Raw genomic sequence first — 17,618 nt, 5'->3', positions numbered from 1 at the left:
GGCAGGACCAGGCAGGCGGAGCCGCTGCCGCCTAGCGTGGGGGATTGCCCCGCGACCGCGCCGCTCTCGGAGCGTTCCTGCGTTCCCGCCGCGACCGGCTGACCCCGGCGCAGGCGGGCCTGGAGGCGTTCCCCGGGCCGCGCCGGGTCCCGGGGCTCCGGCGCGAGGAGCTGTCGCTGCTCGCGGGCGTGAGCCCCGACTACTACAGCCGCCTGGAGCAGGGCCGGCAGGCCAACGTCTCCCTCGAGGTGCTGGACGCGCTCTCCCGCGCGCTGCGCCTGGACGCCGTCGAGTCCGCCCACCTGCGCGACCTGGCCGCCCCCACCCCGCGCCGCCGCACGGTCCCCGACCGGGGGCAGCGCCCCGACCCCGGGCTGCTGCGCCTGGTCGGGAACCTCGACCACCGGCCCGCGCTGCTGCTCGGGCGCCGCGGGGAGGTGCTGGCCCGCAACGGGTTGCTGAGCTCGGTGCTGGGGCGGCCGCTGGCACCGGGTTCGTCCCTGGTCCGCTACCTGTTCTTCGACCCGACGGCGCGCGAGCGGATCGTCAACTGGGCCGACTTCGCCGCGACCACCGTCGCGTCCCTGCGCCGGGAGGCGGCGCGCCGCCCGCACGACGCCACGCTGAGCGCCCTGATCGAGGAGCTCCGCGCGGGCGACGAGGACGCCGCGCGCTGGTGGGACGACCACACCGTGCGGGACTACACGTCCGTGGCCAAGCAGATCCAGCACCCCACGGCGGGGCCGCTGTCGTTCGACATCGAGATCGTCGTCCCGCCGCACGACCCGGACCAGCACCTCATCGTCTACACCACGCCCACCGACTCGCCCACCGCCCGCGTGCTCGGCCTGCTGGCCAGCTGGGACGCGGACGTCCCGACCCGCTGACCCTCCTCCGGAACGGAAACCCCATGGACCTCGCCCTGCACGTCAGCGACTTCACCGGCGCGGGCGACCCCGCCCGCATCGCCCCCACGCTGGCGGCGACCGCCCGCGCGGCCGACACCACCGGCTTCTCGACGCTCACGCTGATGGACCACTTCTTCCAGATGCAGGACAGGGCGCCGGCCACCGACCCGATGCTCGAGGGCTACACGGCCCTGGGTTTCCTGGCCGGCCAGACCGAGCACCTGCAGCTCGGGCTGCTCGTCACGGGCGTCACCTACCGCCACCCCGGCCTGCTCGCGAAGACGGTGACGACGCTCGACGTGCTGTCCGGCGGCCGCGCGCTGCTGGGCATCGGCGCGGCCTGGTACGAGCGGGAGCACCTCGGTCTGGGGGTGCCGTTCCCGCCCGTCGCCGAGCGGTTCGAGCGTCTCGACGAGGCGCTGCGCGTGGTCAAGCAGATGTGGAGCGACGACGACGGCCCCTTCGCGGGGACGTTCTCCACGCTGGCGGAGACGCTGAACTCCCCGCAGGTCCTGCGGCGCCCGCACCCGCCCATCCTCATCGGCGGCATGGGCGAGAGGAAGACGCTGCGCCTGGTCGCGCGCCACGCCGACGCCTGCAACCTCTTCGCCGCGGGGCCCGACGTGATCCGCCACAAGATCGAGGTCCTCGCGGGGCACTGCGAGACCGAGGGCCGCGACCCCGCCGACATCGCCACCACCGTCATCGGCGGGCCCGACCCGCTGGAGGCGACTGACGACTTCCTGGCCGCGGCCCGCGCCTACGCCGGCCTCGGCGTCAGCACGCTGTGGGTCGGTGCACCGCTCGGGCACCCGGACCCCGCCGCGTGGGTCACCCGCGTCGGCACCGAGGTCCTGCCGCGGGTCCGCGATCTCTGATCGAGGTCCGGGAGGGGCTGCGCTCCCTCAGCGACGTTGCGCTGCAACGGGCTGCGTTGCCGAGGTCACACCGTCGACGCGAGCACCCTCGCGGGCTTCGACGGGCACGACGGGTGGGTCGCCGACCTCGGTCCGGTGCCCGCCCCCGTCGCTCGCGACCTCGCCGCAGACCCCGACCTCGACCTCGACCTCGACCTCGACCATCGCCTGGCCGGACGGCCCGAGCACCGCGGACAACCGGCAACCCCTGTGCCGGGCACACCACCGGTAGGAGACCCCGTACGTCTGCGAGACCACGGCCGCCGACGCCCGCCGCCGCAGGGGGGGCGTCAGCCAGACCCGCCCGCACCGGCGACCGAGCACGGCCCGCCGCCGTTCTGACCCGGTTCGACGCGTGGTGACGATCGACGTCGACGCCACCGACGTCGAGGTCCACGGTCGCCACGAGGAGGACGTCGCCTACGACCACCTCGGACGACGAGCCGGCCGCCCCCACCTGGCGACCTGGGCTGAGGCAGGCCCTCTCAGCTCCGGGTGGTCACGGGGGACAGGGCCGCGACCAGGGCGTGGCCGTCGGCGACCGCCGCGTCCACGACGGCCGCGGGCAGGCCCACGACCCGCAGGCACGCGGCGGCGAGGTCGTCGGCCACCGCGGGGCCGGGGGTGCCGTCGCGGCGCAGCGGGATGACGAGTTCGACGACCTGCAGGCACAGCGCCCCCAGCAGCTGCGGCGCCGGGCGCTGCGGGCTGCTCGCGCCGGCGAGGCGGGTGTACGCCGCGAGCAGTTCCGCGCGGTCGCGGCGGAAGCTGTCGAACGCGGGCTGCTGGACCTCGTGGGCGGCGTAGAGGCTGCCGATGTTGTGGGGCGCGCGCAGCAGCGTCGCGACGTCCACCGTGACGAGCGCGTGCAGCGCGACCTCGGGTCGTGGCGCTCGGGACTCGATCGCCGTCACGAGGTCCAGGGTCGGCCGGACCGAGATCTCCAGGAGCTCCAGCAGCATCTCGTCCTTGCCGGCGAAGTGGTAGTACAGCGACGCCTGCCGGATGCCGACGCGCTCCGCGATGGCGCGCGTCGACGTCCCGGCGTAGCCGAGCTGCGTGAACAGGGCCGCGGCCGCGTCGAGGATCTCCGCCCGCGGTTCCCGGCCGCTCTGCGCCGCGACGATCCCCCGGGTGGCCCGGGGGCGGCCCACGCGGGGCGGGGCGGCGTCGTCGCTGCTCACCCGGGTGATCCTGCCAGTGCCGCCCGCCAGCCGCCGGTGCGGGTGATGTCGCGAGCCCCCACGAGCGCGGCGGCCTCGCACAGGAACCCCGTCACGCTCCGGCCGTCGTCGAGGTCGACGGCGCCGACCGCCATGGGGTGCGGCAGGGCGGTCACGAACGTCGCGAACCCCGCCGCGGGCACCCGCCACAGCTCCCCGGCGATGGCGGCCCCGTCGCCGGGCGTGCGCACCAGACCGGGTTTCGGCGGCACGGTGTCCAGGGCGAAGAGGCGGTAGTGCGGCGCGGTGGTCACGGCCTCGCCGAAGGTCGCGCCGGCGGCCACGAGCTGGTGGTTCAGGGGCTGGCCGGTCAGGTGCGCGCCCACCACGACGAGGTCGAGCGTGGGCGCCGCGAGCCGCGCTGCCAGCGCCGCCAGCAGCCGGTCGTCGAACGCGGCCCCCGTGAGCATGACGCCGAACGGCAGCCCGTCGACGGTTCCCCACGGGACCGCGAGCGAGGACTGGTCGAGGAGGTTCGCGAAGTTCGTGTAGCGGCCGAGGCGGGCGTTCACGCCGACCGGGTCGGCCGCGACCTCGGCGAGCGTCGGGTGCGCGGTCGTCGTCGGCGTGAGCAGCGCCACCGCGCCGGCCAGGGCCGCGCGCCCCGCGACGCCCAGTCGCTGCAGCCGCTCGGTGTCGCGCAGCAGGTCGACGGCGCTGAACCGCGCCCCGCCCGCGACGATCCGGGCCACCACCGGGTCGAGGCCGGTGCCCACGAGCTCGGGGTGCGCGGCCAGGTGCTCGCCCACCGCGGCCGTGCGCTCGGCCACGAAGGCGCCGTCGTAGAGCAGCGTCGCGGCCTCCAGCAGCGGGCTGATGTCGACCTCGACGACCTCGACGCCGCTGCGGCGCAGCCCCTCCACCGCGGCCGCGAACGCCTCGGCCCACCCGGGCGCCAGGTCCTGCAGGTGCGCGGGCGTCGGGACGGCGACGCGCAGGAGCTCCGACGCGGGCCGTCCGCCGGTGTCGGGACGGGCCAGCGGGTCGAGGCCGTCGACGCCCGTCAGGAGTTCCACGGTCCGCCGGGCCAGGGCGAGGTCCCGGGCGAACACCGTCACGCAGTCGAGGCTGCGGCAGGCGGGGACGACCCCCGTGGTGGGCAGCAGGCCCCGGGTCGGCTTGACCCCGACGATCCCGTTCAGCGCGGCGGGCACCCGCCCGGAACCCGCCGTGTCCGTGCCCAGGGCGACGTCGACGAGCCCGAGGGCCACGGCGACCGCGGAGCCCGAGCTGGAGCCGCCGGAGATCCGGTCCGGCGCCCACGCGTTCCGCACGGCCCCGTGGGGGCTGCGGGTGCCCACCAGCCCGGTCGCGAACTGGTCGAGGTTCGTCTTGCCCAGCACGACGGCGCCCGCGGCGCGCAGGCGCGCCACCACCGTCGCGTCGGCGGGCGGGTCGTAGGCGTAGGACGGGGCGCCCGCGGTCGTCGGCATCCCCGCGACGTCGACGTTGTCCTTCACCGCGGCCACCAGCCCGGCCAGCGGGAGGGCCGCCCCGGCCGCGACCCGCGCGTCGACGTCCGCCGCCTCGGCCAGGGCGTCCTCCTGCGCCCGCAGCGCGATCCAGACCTCCGGGCGGTCCGCCTCGGCGATCCGGGCGTACGCCGCGCGGACCCGCCCGACGACGGAGCCGGTGTTCACGCGTCCGCCCCGATCGCCAGCAGGACCTGCCCGGGGGCGACGGGCTGCCCCGGGCGCACGTACACCTCGAGGACCTCACCGGACACCGGGGCCGTCATCGCCGTCTCCATCTTCATCGCCTCCAGGGCCAGCACGCGGTCGCCGCTGGCCACGCGGTCACCCGCGGCGGCGCTGACCTGCCACACCGTCGAGGAGAACGGGGCCCGCACGGCGGTCGCGCCCGCGGGGAGCTCGACCTGCGCGACCGCCGCGGGTGGCGGCGGTTCCGGCTTGACGTCGAACTCACCGGACGCGCGCCAGCGGTCCTTCTCCGCCGCGAACGCCGCGGCCTGCGTGCCGCGGAACGCCGCGATCGAGGCGGCGTTCGCGGCGAGGAACGCCTCGTGCTCCGCGAGGGCGAACGTGCCGTCCTCGGTCTCGACGTGCCCGCGCCCGGCGTCGGTCTCGGCCCGCAGCTCCAGCAGCTCCCCGGCCGAGACGGGGTACCACTCGATGCGGTCGAAGTTCCGCAGCGCCCAGGGCTCGCCCGTGAACAGCCCGCCGCGGCGGAAGGAGTTCCAGACCTGCGTCGTGCGCCCGACGAACTGGTACCCGCCCGGGCCCTCCATGCCGTAGATGCACAGGTACGCCCCGCCGATGCCCACGGAGTTCTCCGCCGTCCACGTCCGCGCGGGGTTGTACTTGGTCGTCACCAGCCGGTGCCGGGGGTCCAGCGGTGTCGCGACGGGCGCTCCGAGGTACACGTCGCCCAGGCCCAGCACGAGGTAGGAGGCGTCGAAGACCGTGCGGTGCACGTCCTCCACGGACGCCAGACCGTTGATGCGGCGGATGAACTCGATGTTCGACGGCGTCCACGGGGCGTCGTCGCGGACGCCCGCGACGTAGCGCTCGATCGCGAGCCGCGTGGCGGGGTCGTCCCACGACAGCGGCAGCCGGACCCGGCGCGAGGGCACGACGAGGTCGGCCGTCACCGGCAGGTCCTCCTCGAGCTCCCGCAGCAGCCCCACGAGGGCGCCGGCCCGCACGACCCCGGGGTCGGTGTGCACCTGCAGCGACCGGATGCCCGGCGTCACGTCGACGATCCCCGCGGGCGCGGCGGCGGCCAGCGCCTCCTGCAGCGCGTGCACGCGCATCCGCAGCCCGAGGTCCAGGACCTGCTCGCCGTACTCGACGAGGAGGTTGTCGTCGCCGTCGCGGCGGTACGTCACGGCCGGGCGCCCGGCCGCGCGCGGTGTGCGGCCCAGGACGCCGTCGTCGCCGTCGCCGCCCGTCGAGGGGGGCCGCGGCGACGATCGGTGGGCGTCGAGCCCGGCCGCGGCGGCCTCGCGCACGGGCACGAACCGCACGGTGTCGCCCGGGCGCAGCTGCCCCAGCTTCCAGAGGTCGCCGCTCGCCACGACCGCGGGGCAGACGAAGCCCCCGAGGCTGGGGCCGTCGGGGCCCAGGACGATCGGCGTGTCGCCCGTGAAGTCGAGCGACCCGACGGCGTAGGGGGTGTCGTGGATGTTGGACGGGTGCAGCCCCGCCTCCCCGCCGTCCTCGCGGGCCCAGCCGGGACGCGGCCCGATGAGCCGGACGCCGGTGCGGGCGGAGTTCAGGTGGACCTCGTAGTCGGTGGCGTAGAGCACGTCGAGGTCGGCGCGCGTGAAGAACTCCGGGGCCGCGTGCGGACCCTCGGTCACGGCGACCCGCCACGACGACGTGAGGTGGGGCCGGCGGTGGGCCGGCGTCGGGCCGCCGAGGCGGCCCAGCTGGGCGCCGGCGGCGAACGCGGGGTGCGGGGCGGCGGAGTCGGGGGACCCCGGCCGCAGGACGTCGCCGACCTGGAGGGCGCGGCCCCCGTGCCCGCCGAAGCGGCCCAGGGTGAAGGTGGAGGCGCTGCCCAGGTACGGCGGGACGTCGAGGCCGCCGCGCACCGCGACCGCGAGGCGCAGGCCGGGGCCGGGCGCGGTGCCGACGGCCAGCTCCCCGCCCGCGGGGACCTCGAGGGGTTCCCACATCGGCACGTCCGCGCCGTCGATCGTGACGGGGGCCGCGGCCCCCGTGACGCAGACGACCGTGGCGGTGGAGAAGCGCAGCGTCGGGCCCGTCGCGGTGACCTCCAGCCCCGGCGCCCCCTCGGGGTTGCCGACGGCGAGGTTGGCCTCGCGCAGCGAGACGGGGTCCATCGGCCCCGACGGGGGCACGCCCACGTGCCAGTACCCGGTGCGCCCCGGCAGGTCCTGCACCGTGGTCATCGCGCCGGCCTCGAGGACGTCGATGCGCGGGTCGGGGTCGGCCGTGACGTCGAGCGTCGAGGTGGAGTGCGTGGCCGAGCGCAGCGGCAGGTCGGCCGCGACGGCGCGCAGCAGGCCGAGGTTGGTGACGATCCCGTCCACCCGGCTCGCCGCGAGCGCCTCGTCCAGCAGGTCGAGCGCGCCGTCGCGGGTGGGGGCCGTGGCGATCACCTTGACCAGCAGCGGGTCGTAGGCCGCGGAGACCTCCAGCCCCGTCTCGATCCAGCCGTCGACGCGGACGCCGGCCAGGGCCGGTGTGCCCTCGCCGGGGAACTCCGCGCGGGTCACGAGCCCGGAGCTGGGGCTGCAGCCGCGCGCCGGGTCCTCGGCGTAGACGCGGGCCTCGACGGCGTGCGAACCCGCCCGCCAGGTCCGGCCCAGGAGGTCCGCGACGCCGTCGGCGCCGTCGCGCGCCAGGCGCAGCATGGCCGCGACGAGGTCGACGTCGTAGGCCAGTTCGGTCACGGGGTGCTCGACCTGCAGGCGCGTGTTCACCTCGAGGAACGCGGCCTCCTCCCACACCGGGTCGTAGACGAACTCGACGGTGCCCGCGGAGCGGTAGCGCACCGAGGCCATGAGGTCGTGCGCCGTCGCCGCGATCTCGCGGCGCACGGCCGCGGGCAGCGCGGGGGCGGGGGCCTCCTCGACCACCTTCTGGTTGCGCCGCTGCAGCGAGCAGTCCCGGTCGCCGATGACGGCGATCCCGCCGAGCCCGTCACCGAGCACCTGCACCTCGACGTGGCGGGCGGGGCGCACGAGGCGCTCGAGGAACACCCCCGCGGAGGAGAAGCTGGCGGCCGCCTGCCGCACCACGCGGTCGTAGGCCTCGCGCAGCTCGCGCTCGCCCGCGCACGCCTGCATCCCGATCCCGCCACCCCCGCCCGTGGCCTTGAGCATGACGGGCCACCCGATCGCCGCGGCCGCCTCGACGGCCGCGTCGGCCGAGTCGAGCAGCCCCGTGCCGGCGAGCATCGGCACGCCCGCGCGGCCGGCCAGCTCCCGCGCGGTGTGCTTGCTGCCGAACGCGCTGATCTGAGCGGGGGTCGGCCCGACGAAGGCCAGCCCCGCGGCCTCGACGGCGGTCGCGAAACCGACGTTCTCGGAGAGGAACCCGTACCCGGGGTGGACGGCGCCGGCGCCCGTGGCGAGCGCGGCCTCGAGGACCGCGTCGGCCCGCAGGTAGGAGTCGCGGGCCGGCGCGGGGCCGAGGCGCACCGCGGTGTCGGCCTCGCGCACGTGCGGGGCGGCGCGGTCGGCGTCGGAGAACACCGCGACGGTGCGCAGGCCCAGCTCGCGCGCCGAGCGCAGCACGCGCCGGGCGATCTCGCCGCGGTTGGCGACCAGGAGGGTGTCGAAGGCGGCACCGGTCACGCGACCTCCTCCCCGGACGGGCGCGGCCGGGTGACGAGCATCCGCAGCGGTGAAGGGTCGAACGCGTTGCAGGGGTTGTTGACCTGCGGGCAGTTCGACACGACCACCAGCACGTCGATCTCCGCGCGCACCGCGACCCGCTTGCCGGGCCCGGAGATGCCGTCGACGATGCCGAGGGAACCGTCGGCCTCGACGGGCACGTTCATGAACCAGTTGAGGTTGGACACCAGGTCGCGCGCCCCCAGGCCGTGCCGCGCGGCCTCGGCCAGGAAGTTCTCCCGGCAGCCGTGCTGGAACGCCGTGTGGTGGCCGTAGCGCAGGGTGTTGGACTCCTTCCCGCACGCGCCGCCGATGGTGTCCTGGCGCTCGACCTCGTTGCCCACCACCGTCATCAGCGGGTTGCCGAGACCGCTGCGCAGCACGGTGCCCTGCCGGACGTAGGCGTTGCCCTGCCAGGCCAGCGTGTCGGGGACGCTGTAGCGCTCGGAGGTGTCGTGCGCCGCGAAGACGAGGCAGTCCGCGGACTGGTTGCCGCCCACGTCGACGATGGTGAGGACGTCGCCCGCCGCGACGACGGCCGACCAGGGGGCGCGCGGTGCGACGCGCTCGTCGAGGACGACGTCGCCGGCCACGAGGGGGGAACCCCAGTCGAGGCGGCTGGTGCCGGTGGTCGTGGTCGTGCTGGTGGTGCTGCTCATGCGAGGCCCCGGGCTTCCGCGTGGTCGAGGGTGTTCAGGTACGCCCGCCGCAGCTCCGGCGAGGCGGAGAACCGCTGGTCGGCGGGGGAGGTGGGCCGCTCGCGCCAGGCGTGCACGCGCAGCGGCCCGACGACGTACTCCGGCCGCGGGTCCAGCGGGTGCGGGACGTTCGCGACGAGCACGACGAGCGGCAGCTCCGCCAGCAGGTCCACGCTCGCGCCCGGCCCGGCGGAGCCGAGCCAGCGGAACCCGCCGTCGGCCTCGACGCGCACGCCCTGGAAGAACGAGACGCTGGGCGCCAGGTCCCGGGGCCCGAGCCCGTGCTTGGCGGCCGCGAGCGTCAGCAGCGAACGCCCGGACGGCGTCGGGCCCTGCGGCGACGGGTCGCCGTGCCGGGCCCGGACCCACGCGTCCGAGGACGTGCCGCAGAACGCGTCGTGGTGCCCGGAGGTGTCGGCGACGACGGTCGCGAGCACCCGGCCCTCCCCGGACAGCAGCGGGTGCCCCGCGCCGAGGTAGGCCTGCCACGGGATCTTCTGCGTGTCCGCGACGTTCAGCCGCTCCCACGGCTCGAGGGCGGAGAACACCAGGACGTGCGCGCACGCGTCGCCCGTGACGTCCTCCAGCCGCAGCCGGGTCCCGCGCGCCAGGACCTTGTGCGTGTAGCCCCCGGGGGCGACGGTCTCGGCCCAGGTCAGCCTCGCGGGGTCCACCCCCGCCGGCGGGTGCGGGGTCTCGCGCGCCGGGACGTGCGGCATCCACTCCGAGCGCAGGCCCTCCTGGGCCCGGGCGTCGGCGCGGGCCGCGAGCACGCTGGCGGTGTCCCGGCCGGTGGTGGGAGCCGGGCTCACGGGGCGCCCACCTCCGCGGGCCGGGCCGCGGCGACGGGCACGGCCCCGAGGACGATGGCGCCGCCGTGGCGGACCCGGTTGCGCCGGTGGACGAGGGCGCCGACGGCCAGGGACGTGCCGATGAACAGCAGCGCGCTCCACTGCAGCCACCACGTGCCGCCCGTCAGGTCGTACACCCCGGCGCGCGGCCAGGCCAGGTTCACGACCATGGCGGCCTGGAACACCACGGCGACGGCGTTGACGGCGATGCCCGCGCGGCCCAGCGAGAACAGCGGCCGGCCGTCCTCGTCGGTGCGTGCGGCGTCGAAGCCGACGTCGTCGCGGCCCGGCTGCGGTGCGCGGTGCTGCCGCACGCGCGCCACGAGCAGCGGGAGGGTCACGCCGAGGTAGGCGAGGTACAGCATCGCGATGCAGATGCTGGCCAGGGCGGTGAACACCGCGCTCTGGTTCCAGTTCACGGCCAGGGCGATCGCGGCGCCGACGCCCACGACGACCGACGTGGCCACCGGGGTGCCGGTGCGCGCCGAGACCGCGCCGAGGACGCTCGAGAAGGGCAGCGCCCGCTCGCGGGCCATGGAGAACACCATCCGCGACCCGGACGTCTGGACCGCGAGCGTGCACGCGAAGACCGCGACGGCCACGGCGGCCAGCAGGATGCGGCCGCCCACGTCGCCCAGCCGGCTCGTGAGGACCCCGGCGAGGCCGCCGCTGGCCAGCGTGCCGTCGGTGAGGCTGGGCGCGGCGACGAGGCCCGCCACGATGAGGAGCAGGCCGCCCAGGCCGGAGAGGGTCAGGGCCCGCAGGATCGTGCGGGGCGTCGTGCGGCGCGGGGCGTGCGTCTCCTCCGACAGCTCCCCGGCGGAGTCGAAGCCGACCATGACGTAGGCCGCCATGAGCGAGGACGCCAGCCACAGCGGGAGGTAGCTGCCGGGGGCCGCGCCCTCGGTGGTCGCGACGACGGCCGGGCTGCGCTCGGCGTGCGTGGCGAGCGCCACGACGAGGGCGATCACGCCGAGGATCTCGATGACGACGCCGACGCTCGTGAGCATCGCCATGAGGCGCACGCCGATGATGCTGATCACGGTCGTCACGACGAGCAGCCCCACCCCCAGCAGGACGGCGTTGCGGGCGCCCGTGGGGCTCGTGGGCGCGGAGTCGGCGCCCGGGCCCCCGACGAGCTGGAACCCGGACCAGATGGCGGGCAGCACGGCCTGCAGCGCGATCGCGGCCGTCGCCACCGTGAGGACCTGACCGATGACCATGACCCAGCCCGTGAACCACCCGACGTCGGTGCCCGCCAGGCGCGAGGACCACTGGAAGATCGCGCCCGAGATGGGGTAGCGGGCCGCCAGCTCGGCGAAGCACAGGGCCACCAGGAGCTGACCGACGAAGACCGCGGGCCAGGTCCAGAAGAAGCCGGCGCCGCCGAAGCTGAAGCCGAGGCCGAACAGCTGGAAGACGGTCGTGAGGATGGAGACGAAGGAGAACCCCGCGGCGAACGACGCGAACGACCCGACGCCGCGCCGCAGCTGCTGGTCGTAGCCGAACGTCGCGAGGTCGTGGTGGTCCCCGCGGACCGGCGGGGCCGGCGGGGCGGGACGCGGGACGGGAACGGTCATGGGGGCTGCCTCCGGTCGGGTGGCGCCGCATACCTGTCGGGCGACAGGTATGGAGCCATCCTCGGGAGTCCGGTGTTGCGTGCGTGTTTCCCCGCCGTGAAACCTTCGTTGCCGCGGCGGCCGGCCGGGCACTCTGCGCACCGCAGGTCGCGCCGGGTGGGCCTTCGGACCACCCGGCGGGGGTGGACGTGACCGCGGGTCCCGGCGCGGCGGTCTTGGGATGCACCGCCGCATCCCCTAACGTCCTGTTCGCTGTGCGCCTCCCGCGCAGCGCAGGACCCCCGCAGAGCTGGAACGAGGACGCCGATGCCCGAGTCGACGCAGACGACCCGACCCACCCGCCGCACGTTCACCCTCGCGTCCCTGTCGGTCGCGGCGCTGGCCACCGCGAGCGCGTGCGCCGAGAGCGAGCGCGACGCGAGCCGGGGCGGGGAGAGCAGCAGCAGCGGCGGCAGCCAGGTCGACACGTTCGTGTTCGGCGGCTCCGCCGACCCCGACTCCCTCGACCCCACCTTCGCCTCCGACGGCGAGACCTTCCGCGTGAGCCGGCAGATCTTCGAGGGCCTGGTCTCGACCGAGCCCGGCACCACCGAGCTCGCGCCGGGCCTGGCGACGAAGTGGGAGGCGTCCGAGGACGGCCTCAGCTACACGTTCACGCTGCAGGAGGGCGTGACGTTCTCCAACGGCAAGCCGTTCGACGCCGCGGCCGTCGTCGCGAACTTCGAGCGCTGGTACGACCTCCGGGGCCTGGCCCAGGGCGAGGACCTCGCCTACTACTACCGCTCGATCTTCCGCGGGTTCAAGACCAACGACGACCCCGCGCTGACGACGAGCCTGTACGCGGGCTCCACGGCCAACCCCGACGGCACCGTGACCGTCAACCTCACCACGCCCTTCGCGGGCTTCCTCGCCTCGCTGACCCTGCCCGCCTTCGCGATGCAGGAGACCGCGGCCGTGGAGGCCGGCGGCGGCAACGGCACCGACGGCAGCGACCCCCGGCAGAGCGCCTACGCGACCTCGGGCCCCGTCGGCACCGGGCCGTTCGTCTTCAGCGCGTGGGAGCGCGGTCAGCAGCTGACCCTCAAGCGCAACGACACCTACTGGGGTGAGAAGGCCAAGGTCGCCACCGCGATCGTCCGGTTCATCTCCGACGGCACCGCGCGGCGGCAGGCGCTGCAGAACGGCGACATCGACGGCTACGACCTCGTGGCCCCCGCGGACGTCGCCACGCTCGAGGGCGCCGACTTCCAGATCCAGAACCGCCCGGCCTTCAACATCCTGTACCTCGGCATCAACCAGGCCGCGCCGGGCCTGGGCGACGTCAAGGTGCGCCAGGCGATCGCGCACGCGATCGACAAGGACGCCGTCGTCAGGAACTCCCTGCCCGAGGGCACGAAGGCCGCGACGCAGTTCATGCCCGACAACGTCATCGGCTACAACCCGGACGTCACGACCTACGCCTACGACCCGGACCAGGCGAAGACGCTGCTGGCCGAGGCGGGGCAGCCGAACCTGACCGTGAAGTTCAACTACCCGACGGGCGTCTCCCGGCCCTACATGCCCAACCCGGAGACGATCTACAAGGCGATCTCCAGCCAGCTCACGGCCGTGGGGATCACCATCACCCCCGTGGCGGAGCAGTGGAACCCCAACTACCTGGGCACCGTGCAGGGCGGCGCCGACCACGGCGTCCACCTGCTCGGCTGGACCGGCGACTACAACGACCCCGACAACTTCATCGGCGTGTTCTTCGGTGCGCAGACGAACGAGTGGGGCTTCAACGACGCGGGCCTGTTCGACGCCCTCGCCAAGGCGCGCACGGTGACGAGCGAGGACGCCCAGCAGACCGCGTACGAGGACATCAACGAGCAGATCATGACGCTGCTGCCGGGCATCCCGATCGCCAGCCCGGTGCCCTCGCTCGCGTTCGCGCCCGGCGTCGACGGCTACACCGCGAGCCCGGTGCAGGACGAGGTCTGGAACCTCGTCACCGTCAGCCGAGACAGCTGATGGGGGGCGCCGGACGACGGCCGCTGCCGTCGCGCCGACCCGGGGACCGCCGGGCGCGAGGGTGCTGACGCTGATCGTCCGGCGCCTGGGTCTCCTGGTGCTGGTGCTCTTCGGGTTGTCGATCCTGCTCTTCGCGTGGGTGCGCGCCCTGCCGGGCGACCCGGCGCGGGCGCTGCTGGGGGAGAAGGCGACCCCGGCGGGCATCGCCGAGATCACGGCCCGGTACGGCTTCGACCGGCCGGTGTGGGAGCAGTACCTCACCTACCTCGGCCGGCTCGTGCGCGGCGACTTCGGCGCGTCGATCAACACGGGCGAACCCGTGCTGTCGACGTTCGCGCAGCGCTTCCCCGCGACCATCGAGCTGTCGGTCGCGGCGCTGCTGCTGGCCGTGGTCGTCGGGATCCCGCTGGGCTACCTCGCGGCGCGCCGCCGCGGCGGCCTGCTCGACAACCTCGCCGTCGGCGGGTCGCTGCTCGGCGTCGTCGTGCCCGTGTTCTTCCTCGCCGTGCTGCTGAAGTACGTGCTGTCGATCTGGCTCGGCTGGTTCCCGACCTCGGGCCGCCAGGACGCCCGCATCGACGCCACGCACGTCACGGGGTTCTACGTGCTGGACGGGCTGCTGACCCGGGAATGGGACGCGTCGTGGGACGCGCTGCTGCACCTGGTGCTCCCGGCCCTGGCGCTCGGCTCGATCCCGCTGGCCATCATCGTGCGGATCACCCGCGCCTCGGTGCTCGAGGTGCTCTCCGACGACCACGTCCGCACCGCCCGGGCGAAGGGGCTGGCGCGCGGCGTCATCAGCCGCCGCCACGTCCTGCGCAACGCGCTGCTGCCGGTGTCCACGACGCTCGGGCTGCAGGCCGGCGCGCTGCTCTCGGGCGCCGTCCTCACCGAGACGGTCTTCTCGATCAACGGCATCGGCAGCTACCTGTTCGACGCCGTCAACCAGCTCGACTACCCGGTCCTCCAGGGGTTCATCCTGTTCATCGCCCTCGTCTACGCCCTCGTCAACCTGCTGGTCGACGTCAGCTACGGCCTCATCGACCCCCGGGTGCGGGTCTCGTGAGCGCCCTCGACGCCCTCGCGCCCCCGCCCGCACCGACGGCGGAACCCACCGGCGAGGCCGGCCTCGGGCCGTGGGCCGCGGCCTGGCGGCGGTTGCGCCGCAACCCCTCCGGCATCGTCGGGGCGGTCATCGTCGCGCTGTTCGTCCTCGTGGCGGTGCTCGCCCCGCTGCTCGCGCCGTACGAGCCGGCGACCGGTGAGTGGTTCGGCGAGGTCACCCCGACGTCGGTGCCGGGGCCGAGCCCCGAGCACCTCCTGGGCCTGGACTCCTTCGGCTCCGACCTGCTCACGCAGCTGCTCTACGGCGCCCGCTCGTCGCTGGTCATCGGCGTCGTGTCCACGGCCGTCGGCCTCGCCGTCGGCGCGGTCCTCGGCATCCTCGCGGGCGGCCTCGGCGGGTGGGTCGACACCGTCGTCATGCGCGTGGTCGACATCCTGCTGTCGATCCCGTCGCTGCTGCTCGCGGTCAGCGTGGCCGCGGTGCTCGGGCGGGGGCAGTGGTCGATCATGCTGGCGATCTCCGCGGCCCAGGTGCCGATCTTCGCGCGCCTGCTGCGCGCCTCGCTCTTGGCGCAGCGGGGGCAGGACTACGTGGTCGCGCTCCGCTCGCTCGGCCTGCGGCACCGCCGCATCGTCGTCGGGCACATGCTGCCCAACTCCCTGGGCCCCGTCCTGGTGCAGGCGACCCTGGTGCTCGCCACGGCCGTCATCGAGGTCGCGGCCCTGTCCTTCCTGGGGCTCGGCGCCGCGGACCCCGCGGTCGCGGAGTGGGGACGGATGCTCGTCACGGCCCAGGACCGCCTCGAGCAGGCCCCCCAGCTCGCCCTGTACCCCGGCCTCGCCATCGCCGTCACCGCGCTGGGGTTCACCCTGCTCGGCGAGGCGCTGCGCGAGGCCCTCGACCCCCGGAGCGACCGGTGAGCCAGCCCCTGCCCGAGACGGCCGCCGCGCGGCGGCCCCTGCTGGAGGTGGAGGACCTGCGCGTGCGGTTCTCCCGGCGCGGGCAGCCCCCGACCACGGCCGTCGACGGCGTGTCGTTCAGCGTCGACGCGGGCGAGGTCGTCGGCCTCGTGGGCGAGTCCGGGTGCGGGAAGTCCGTCACGTCCCTGGCCGTCATGGGCCTGCTGCCCGAGCGCGGCACGCAGGTCAGCGGCGCGGTGCGCTTCGACGGCACCGACCTGCTGACGCTGTCGCCCGGCCGGCTCGCCGCCCGGCGCGGCAAGGACCTGGCGATGGTCTTCCAGGACCCGATGACCTCGCTGAACCCCGTCCTGACGCTGGGGCGCCAGCTCACCGAGGTGCTCAAGGCGCACACCGACCTCGACCGGGCCGCCCGGCGGGCCGAGGCGCTCGACCTGCTGGGCCGCGTCGGCATCCCCGACCCCCGCCGGCGGCTGGGGGAGTACCCGCACCAGCTCTCGGGCGGGATGCGCCAGCGCGTGCTCATCGCGGTGGCGCTCGCGTGCAGCCCCCGGCTGATCATCGCCGACGAGCCCACGACGGCCCTGGACGTCACCATCCAGGCCCAGGTGCTGGACCTGCTCACGACGCTCGTGCGCGAGTCGGGGACCGCGATGGTCCTCATCACCCACGACCTCGGCGTCGTGGCGGGCACGTGCGACCGCGTCAACGTCCTGTACGCGGGGCGGGTGGTGGAGTCCGCGAGCCGGCACGACCTCTTCGCGCGGCCCCGGCACCGCTACACCTCGGGCCTGCTCGCGGCCGTCCCGCGCGTCGACGCCCCCGAGGGGTCGCCGCTGCAGCCCGTGCCGGGCTCCGTCCGGGACCGCCTGGAGTGGGACGCCGGCTGCGCGTTCCTGCCCCGCTGCGGCCGCGGGGACGACGCGTGCCGCACCGGGGGCATCCTCCTCGCCCCCACCGACGCCGACCGCGCCCGGCACGCCGGGCGGCCGGGGCACCCCGACCACGAGGCACGCTGCGTGCACCCCGCTGGAGCGACGACATGAGCGACCCCCTGCTGCAGGTCCGCGGCCTGGAGGTGCACTACCCGATCCGCTCGGGCCTGCTCAAGCGGGGCATCGGCGCGGTGCGGGCCGTCGACGGCGTCGACCTCGACGTCGAGCGCGGCACCACCTACGGCCTCGTGGGCGAGTCCGGCTGCGGCAAGTCCACGCTGGGTCGGGCCGTGCTGCGCCTGACCGAGCCCACGGGCGGCTCGATCCGCATCGCGGGCGAGGACGTGCGCGCCATGGGCCCCGAGACGCTGCGCCGCGCCCGGCGGCAGATGCAGATGGTCTTCCAGGACCCGCTCGCGAGCCTGGACCCGCGGCAGAGCGTCGAGAGCGCGCTGGTCGAGCCGCTGCGCGTGCACGGCGTCGAGGGCGGGCCGGCGGCGTGGCGGACCCGCGTGCGCGGGCTGCTCGACCGCGTCGGCCTGCCGTCGGGCGCGGGGGCGAAGTACCCGCACGAGTTCTCGGGCGGGCAGCGCCAGCGCGTCGGGATCGCGCGGGCGCTCGTGCTCGACCCCGACCTGCTCGTGGCCGACGAGCCCGTCTCGGCGCTGGACGTGTCCGTGCAGGCGCAGGTCCTCGTGCTGCTGCAGGAGCTCCAGGCCGACCTGGGCCTGACCTACCTCGTCATCGCCCACGACCTGGCCGTGGTCAAGCACATGTCCACCACGGTCGGGGTGATGTACCTGGGCGGCATCGTCGAGGAGGGACCCTCGGCCCCGCTCTACGCGCGCCCGCTGCACCCCTACACGCGCGCGCTGCTGTCCGCCGCGCCCGTGCCGGACCCGGACGTCGAGGCGTCCCGCGAGCGCATCCTCCTGCGGGGCGACCTGCCGAGCCCGGCGGACCCGCCCTCGGGCTGCCGCTTCCGCACCCGGTGCCCGTGGGTGCAGCCGACGCGCTGCGCCGACGAGCGCCCCGCCCTGCGCGTGGTCGCCGGCCACGCGGCCGAGCAGCGCGTGGCGTGCCACTGGGCCGAGGAGATCGAGGCCGGGACGATCGGTCGCGCTGACGCAGCGTGACGCCGCAGGTGGGGGGCCTGCGCCGGTGCCCCCACCGCCGCCCCCCAC

13 protein-coding genes are annotated in these 17,618 nt (G+C 75.4%); 7 read left to right on the top strand and 6 right to left on the bottom strand.

Annotation, left to right across the window (positions count from 1 at the left end):
- Positions 1-44: 44 nt before the first annotated feature.
- Both GTR02_RS03805 and GTR02_RS03800 read left to right on the top strand, forming a co-directional pair.
- Positions 45-887 (top strand): helix-turn-helix domain-containing protein, encoded by an 843-nt coding sequence (locus GTR02_RS03805; protein ID WP_166606147.1) that lies wholly within the window; start codon positions 45-47, stop codon positions 885-887.
- Positions 888-910: 23 nt separating this feature from the next.
- Entirely contained in the window at positions 911-1,786 is an 876-nt protein-coding gene (locus GTR02_RS03800) for an LLM class F420-dependent oxidoreductase (protein ID WP_166606146.1), read from the top strand.
- Between the two features lie 524 nt (positions 1,787-2,310).
- Here the strand turns inward: GTR02_RS03800 and GTR02_RS03795 are convergent.
- The 6 genes from GTR02_RS03795 to GTR02_RS03770 are packed head-to-tail and all read right to left on the bottom strand — an operon-like array spanning position 2,311 to position 11,503.
- Entirely contained in the window at positions 2,311-3,009 is a 699-nt protein-coding gene (locus GTR02_RS03795) for a TetR family transcriptional regulator (protein WP_205708580.1), read from the bottom strand.
- Positions 3,006-4,688 (bottom strand): allophanate hydrolase, encoded by a 1,683-nt coding sequence (locus GTR02_RS03790; RefSeq protein ID WP_166606145.1) that lies wholly within the window; start codon positions 4,686-4,688, stop codon positions 3,006-3,008. The genes GTR02_RS03795 and GTR02_RS03790 overlap by 4 nt, the downstream gene beginning before the upstream one ends.
- On the bottom strand, positions 4,685-8,335 hold the full coding sequence (gene uca, locus GTR02_RS03785) for an urea carboxylase (RefSeq protein ID WP_166606144.1): 3,651 nt from the start codon (positions 8,333-8,335) through the stop codon (positions 4,685-4,687). The genes GTR02_RS03790 and uca overlap by 4 nt, the downstream gene beginning before the upstream one ends.
- A complete protein-coding gene (locus GTR02_RS03780) occupies positions 8,332-9,033 on the bottom strand; it encodes an urea amidolyase associated protein UAAP2 (RefSeq protein WP_166606143.1) in 702 nt (233 codons plus the stop codon). The genes uca and GTR02_RS03780 overlap by 4 nt, the downstream gene beginning before the upstream one ends.
- A complete protein-coding gene (locus GTR02_RS03775; RefSeq protein WP_338073556.1) occupies positions 9,030-9,884 on the bottom strand; it encodes an urea amidolyase associated protein UAAP1 in 855 nt (284 codons plus the stop codon). Before GTR02_RS03775 ends, GTR02_RS03780 begins: the two co-directional genes overlap by 4 nt.
- Positions 9,881-11,503: an APC family permease gene (locus GTR02_RS03770; protein ID WP_166606142.1), complete on the bottom strand. Its 1,623-nt coding sequence runs from the start codon at positions 11,501-11,503 to the stop codon at positions 9,881-9,883. The genes GTR02_RS03775 and GTR02_RS03770 overlap by 4 nt, the downstream gene beginning before the upstream one ends.
- A gap of 306 nt (positions 11,504-11,809) precedes the next feature.
- Between GTR02_RS03770 and GTR02_RS03765 the strand changes: the two genes are divergently transcribed.
- From GTR02_RS03765 to GTR02_RS03745, 5 genes are all read left to right on the top strand, one after another.
- The gene (locus GTR02_RS03765; protein ID WP_166606141.1) at positions 11,810-13,513 is read left to right on the top strand and encodes an ABC transporter substrate-binding protein; all 1,704 of its coding nucleotides are present in this window, start codon (positions 11,810-11,812) and stop codon (positions 13,511-13,513) included.
- Positions 13,514-13,574: 61 nt separating this feature from the next.
- Positions 13,575-14,579 carry an ABC transporter permease subunit gene (locus tag GTR02_RS03760; protein WP_166606140.1) on the top strand — a complete coding sequence of 335 codons (1,005 nt, stop codon included), beginning with the start codon at positions 13,575-13,577 and terminating at the stop codon, positions 14,577-14,579.
- Positions 14,576-15,499, top strand: a complete 924-nt coding sequence (locus tag GTR02_RS03755) for an ABC transporter permease subunit (protein WP_166606139.1) — start codon at positions 14,576-14,578, stop codon at positions 15,497-15,499. The genes GTR02_RS03760 and GTR02_RS03755 overlap by 4 nt, the downstream gene beginning before the upstream one ends.
- Complete coding sequence (locus tag GTR02_RS03750; RefSeq protein ID WP_338073555.1) at positions 15,496-16,545, top strand: ABC transporter ATP-binding protein; 1,050 nt, start codon at positions 15,496-15,498, stop codon at positions 16,543-16,545. Before GTR02_RS03755 ends, GTR02_RS03750 begins: the two co-directional genes overlap by 4 nt.
- On the top strand, positions 16,542-17,570 hold the full coding sequence (locus GTR02_RS03745) for an ABC transporter ATP-binding protein (protein ID WP_166606138.1): 1,029 nt from the start codon (positions 16,542-16,544) through the stop codon (positions 17,568-17,570). Before GTR02_RS03750 ends, GTR02_RS03745 begins: the two co-directional genes overlap by 4 nt.
- Positions 17,571-17,618 lie beyond the last annotated feature (48 nt).

It is taken from the genome of Kineococcus siccus (assembly GCF_009906795.1).
GTDB lineage: Bacteria > Actinomycetota > Actinomycetes > Actinomycetales > Kineococcaceae > Kineococcus > Kineococcus siccus.
This window is presented reverse-complemented; position numbering and strand designations above follow the sequence as displayed.

Coding starts and splice junctions, on each gene's coding strand:
- GTR02_RS03800 (WP_166606146.1), top strand. CDS start 911: ATGGACCTCGCCCTGCACGTCAGCGACTTCACCGGCGCGGGCGACCCC.
- GTR02_RS03780 (WP_166606143.1), bottom strand. CDS start 9,033: ATGAGCAGCACCACCAGCACGACCACGACCACCGGCACCAGCCGCCTC.
- GTR02_RS03770 (WP_166606142.1), bottom strand. CDS start 11,503: ATGACCGTTCCCGTCCCGCGTCCCGCCCCGCCGGCCCCGCCGGTCCGC.
- GTR02_RS03765 (WP_166606141.1), top strand. CDS start 11,810: ATGCCCGAGTCGACGCAGACGACCCGACCCACCCGCCGCACGTTCACC.
- GTR02_RS03745 (WP_166606138.1), top strand. CDS start 16,542: ATGAGCGACCCCCTGCTGCAGGTCCGCGGCCTGGAGGTGCACTACCCG.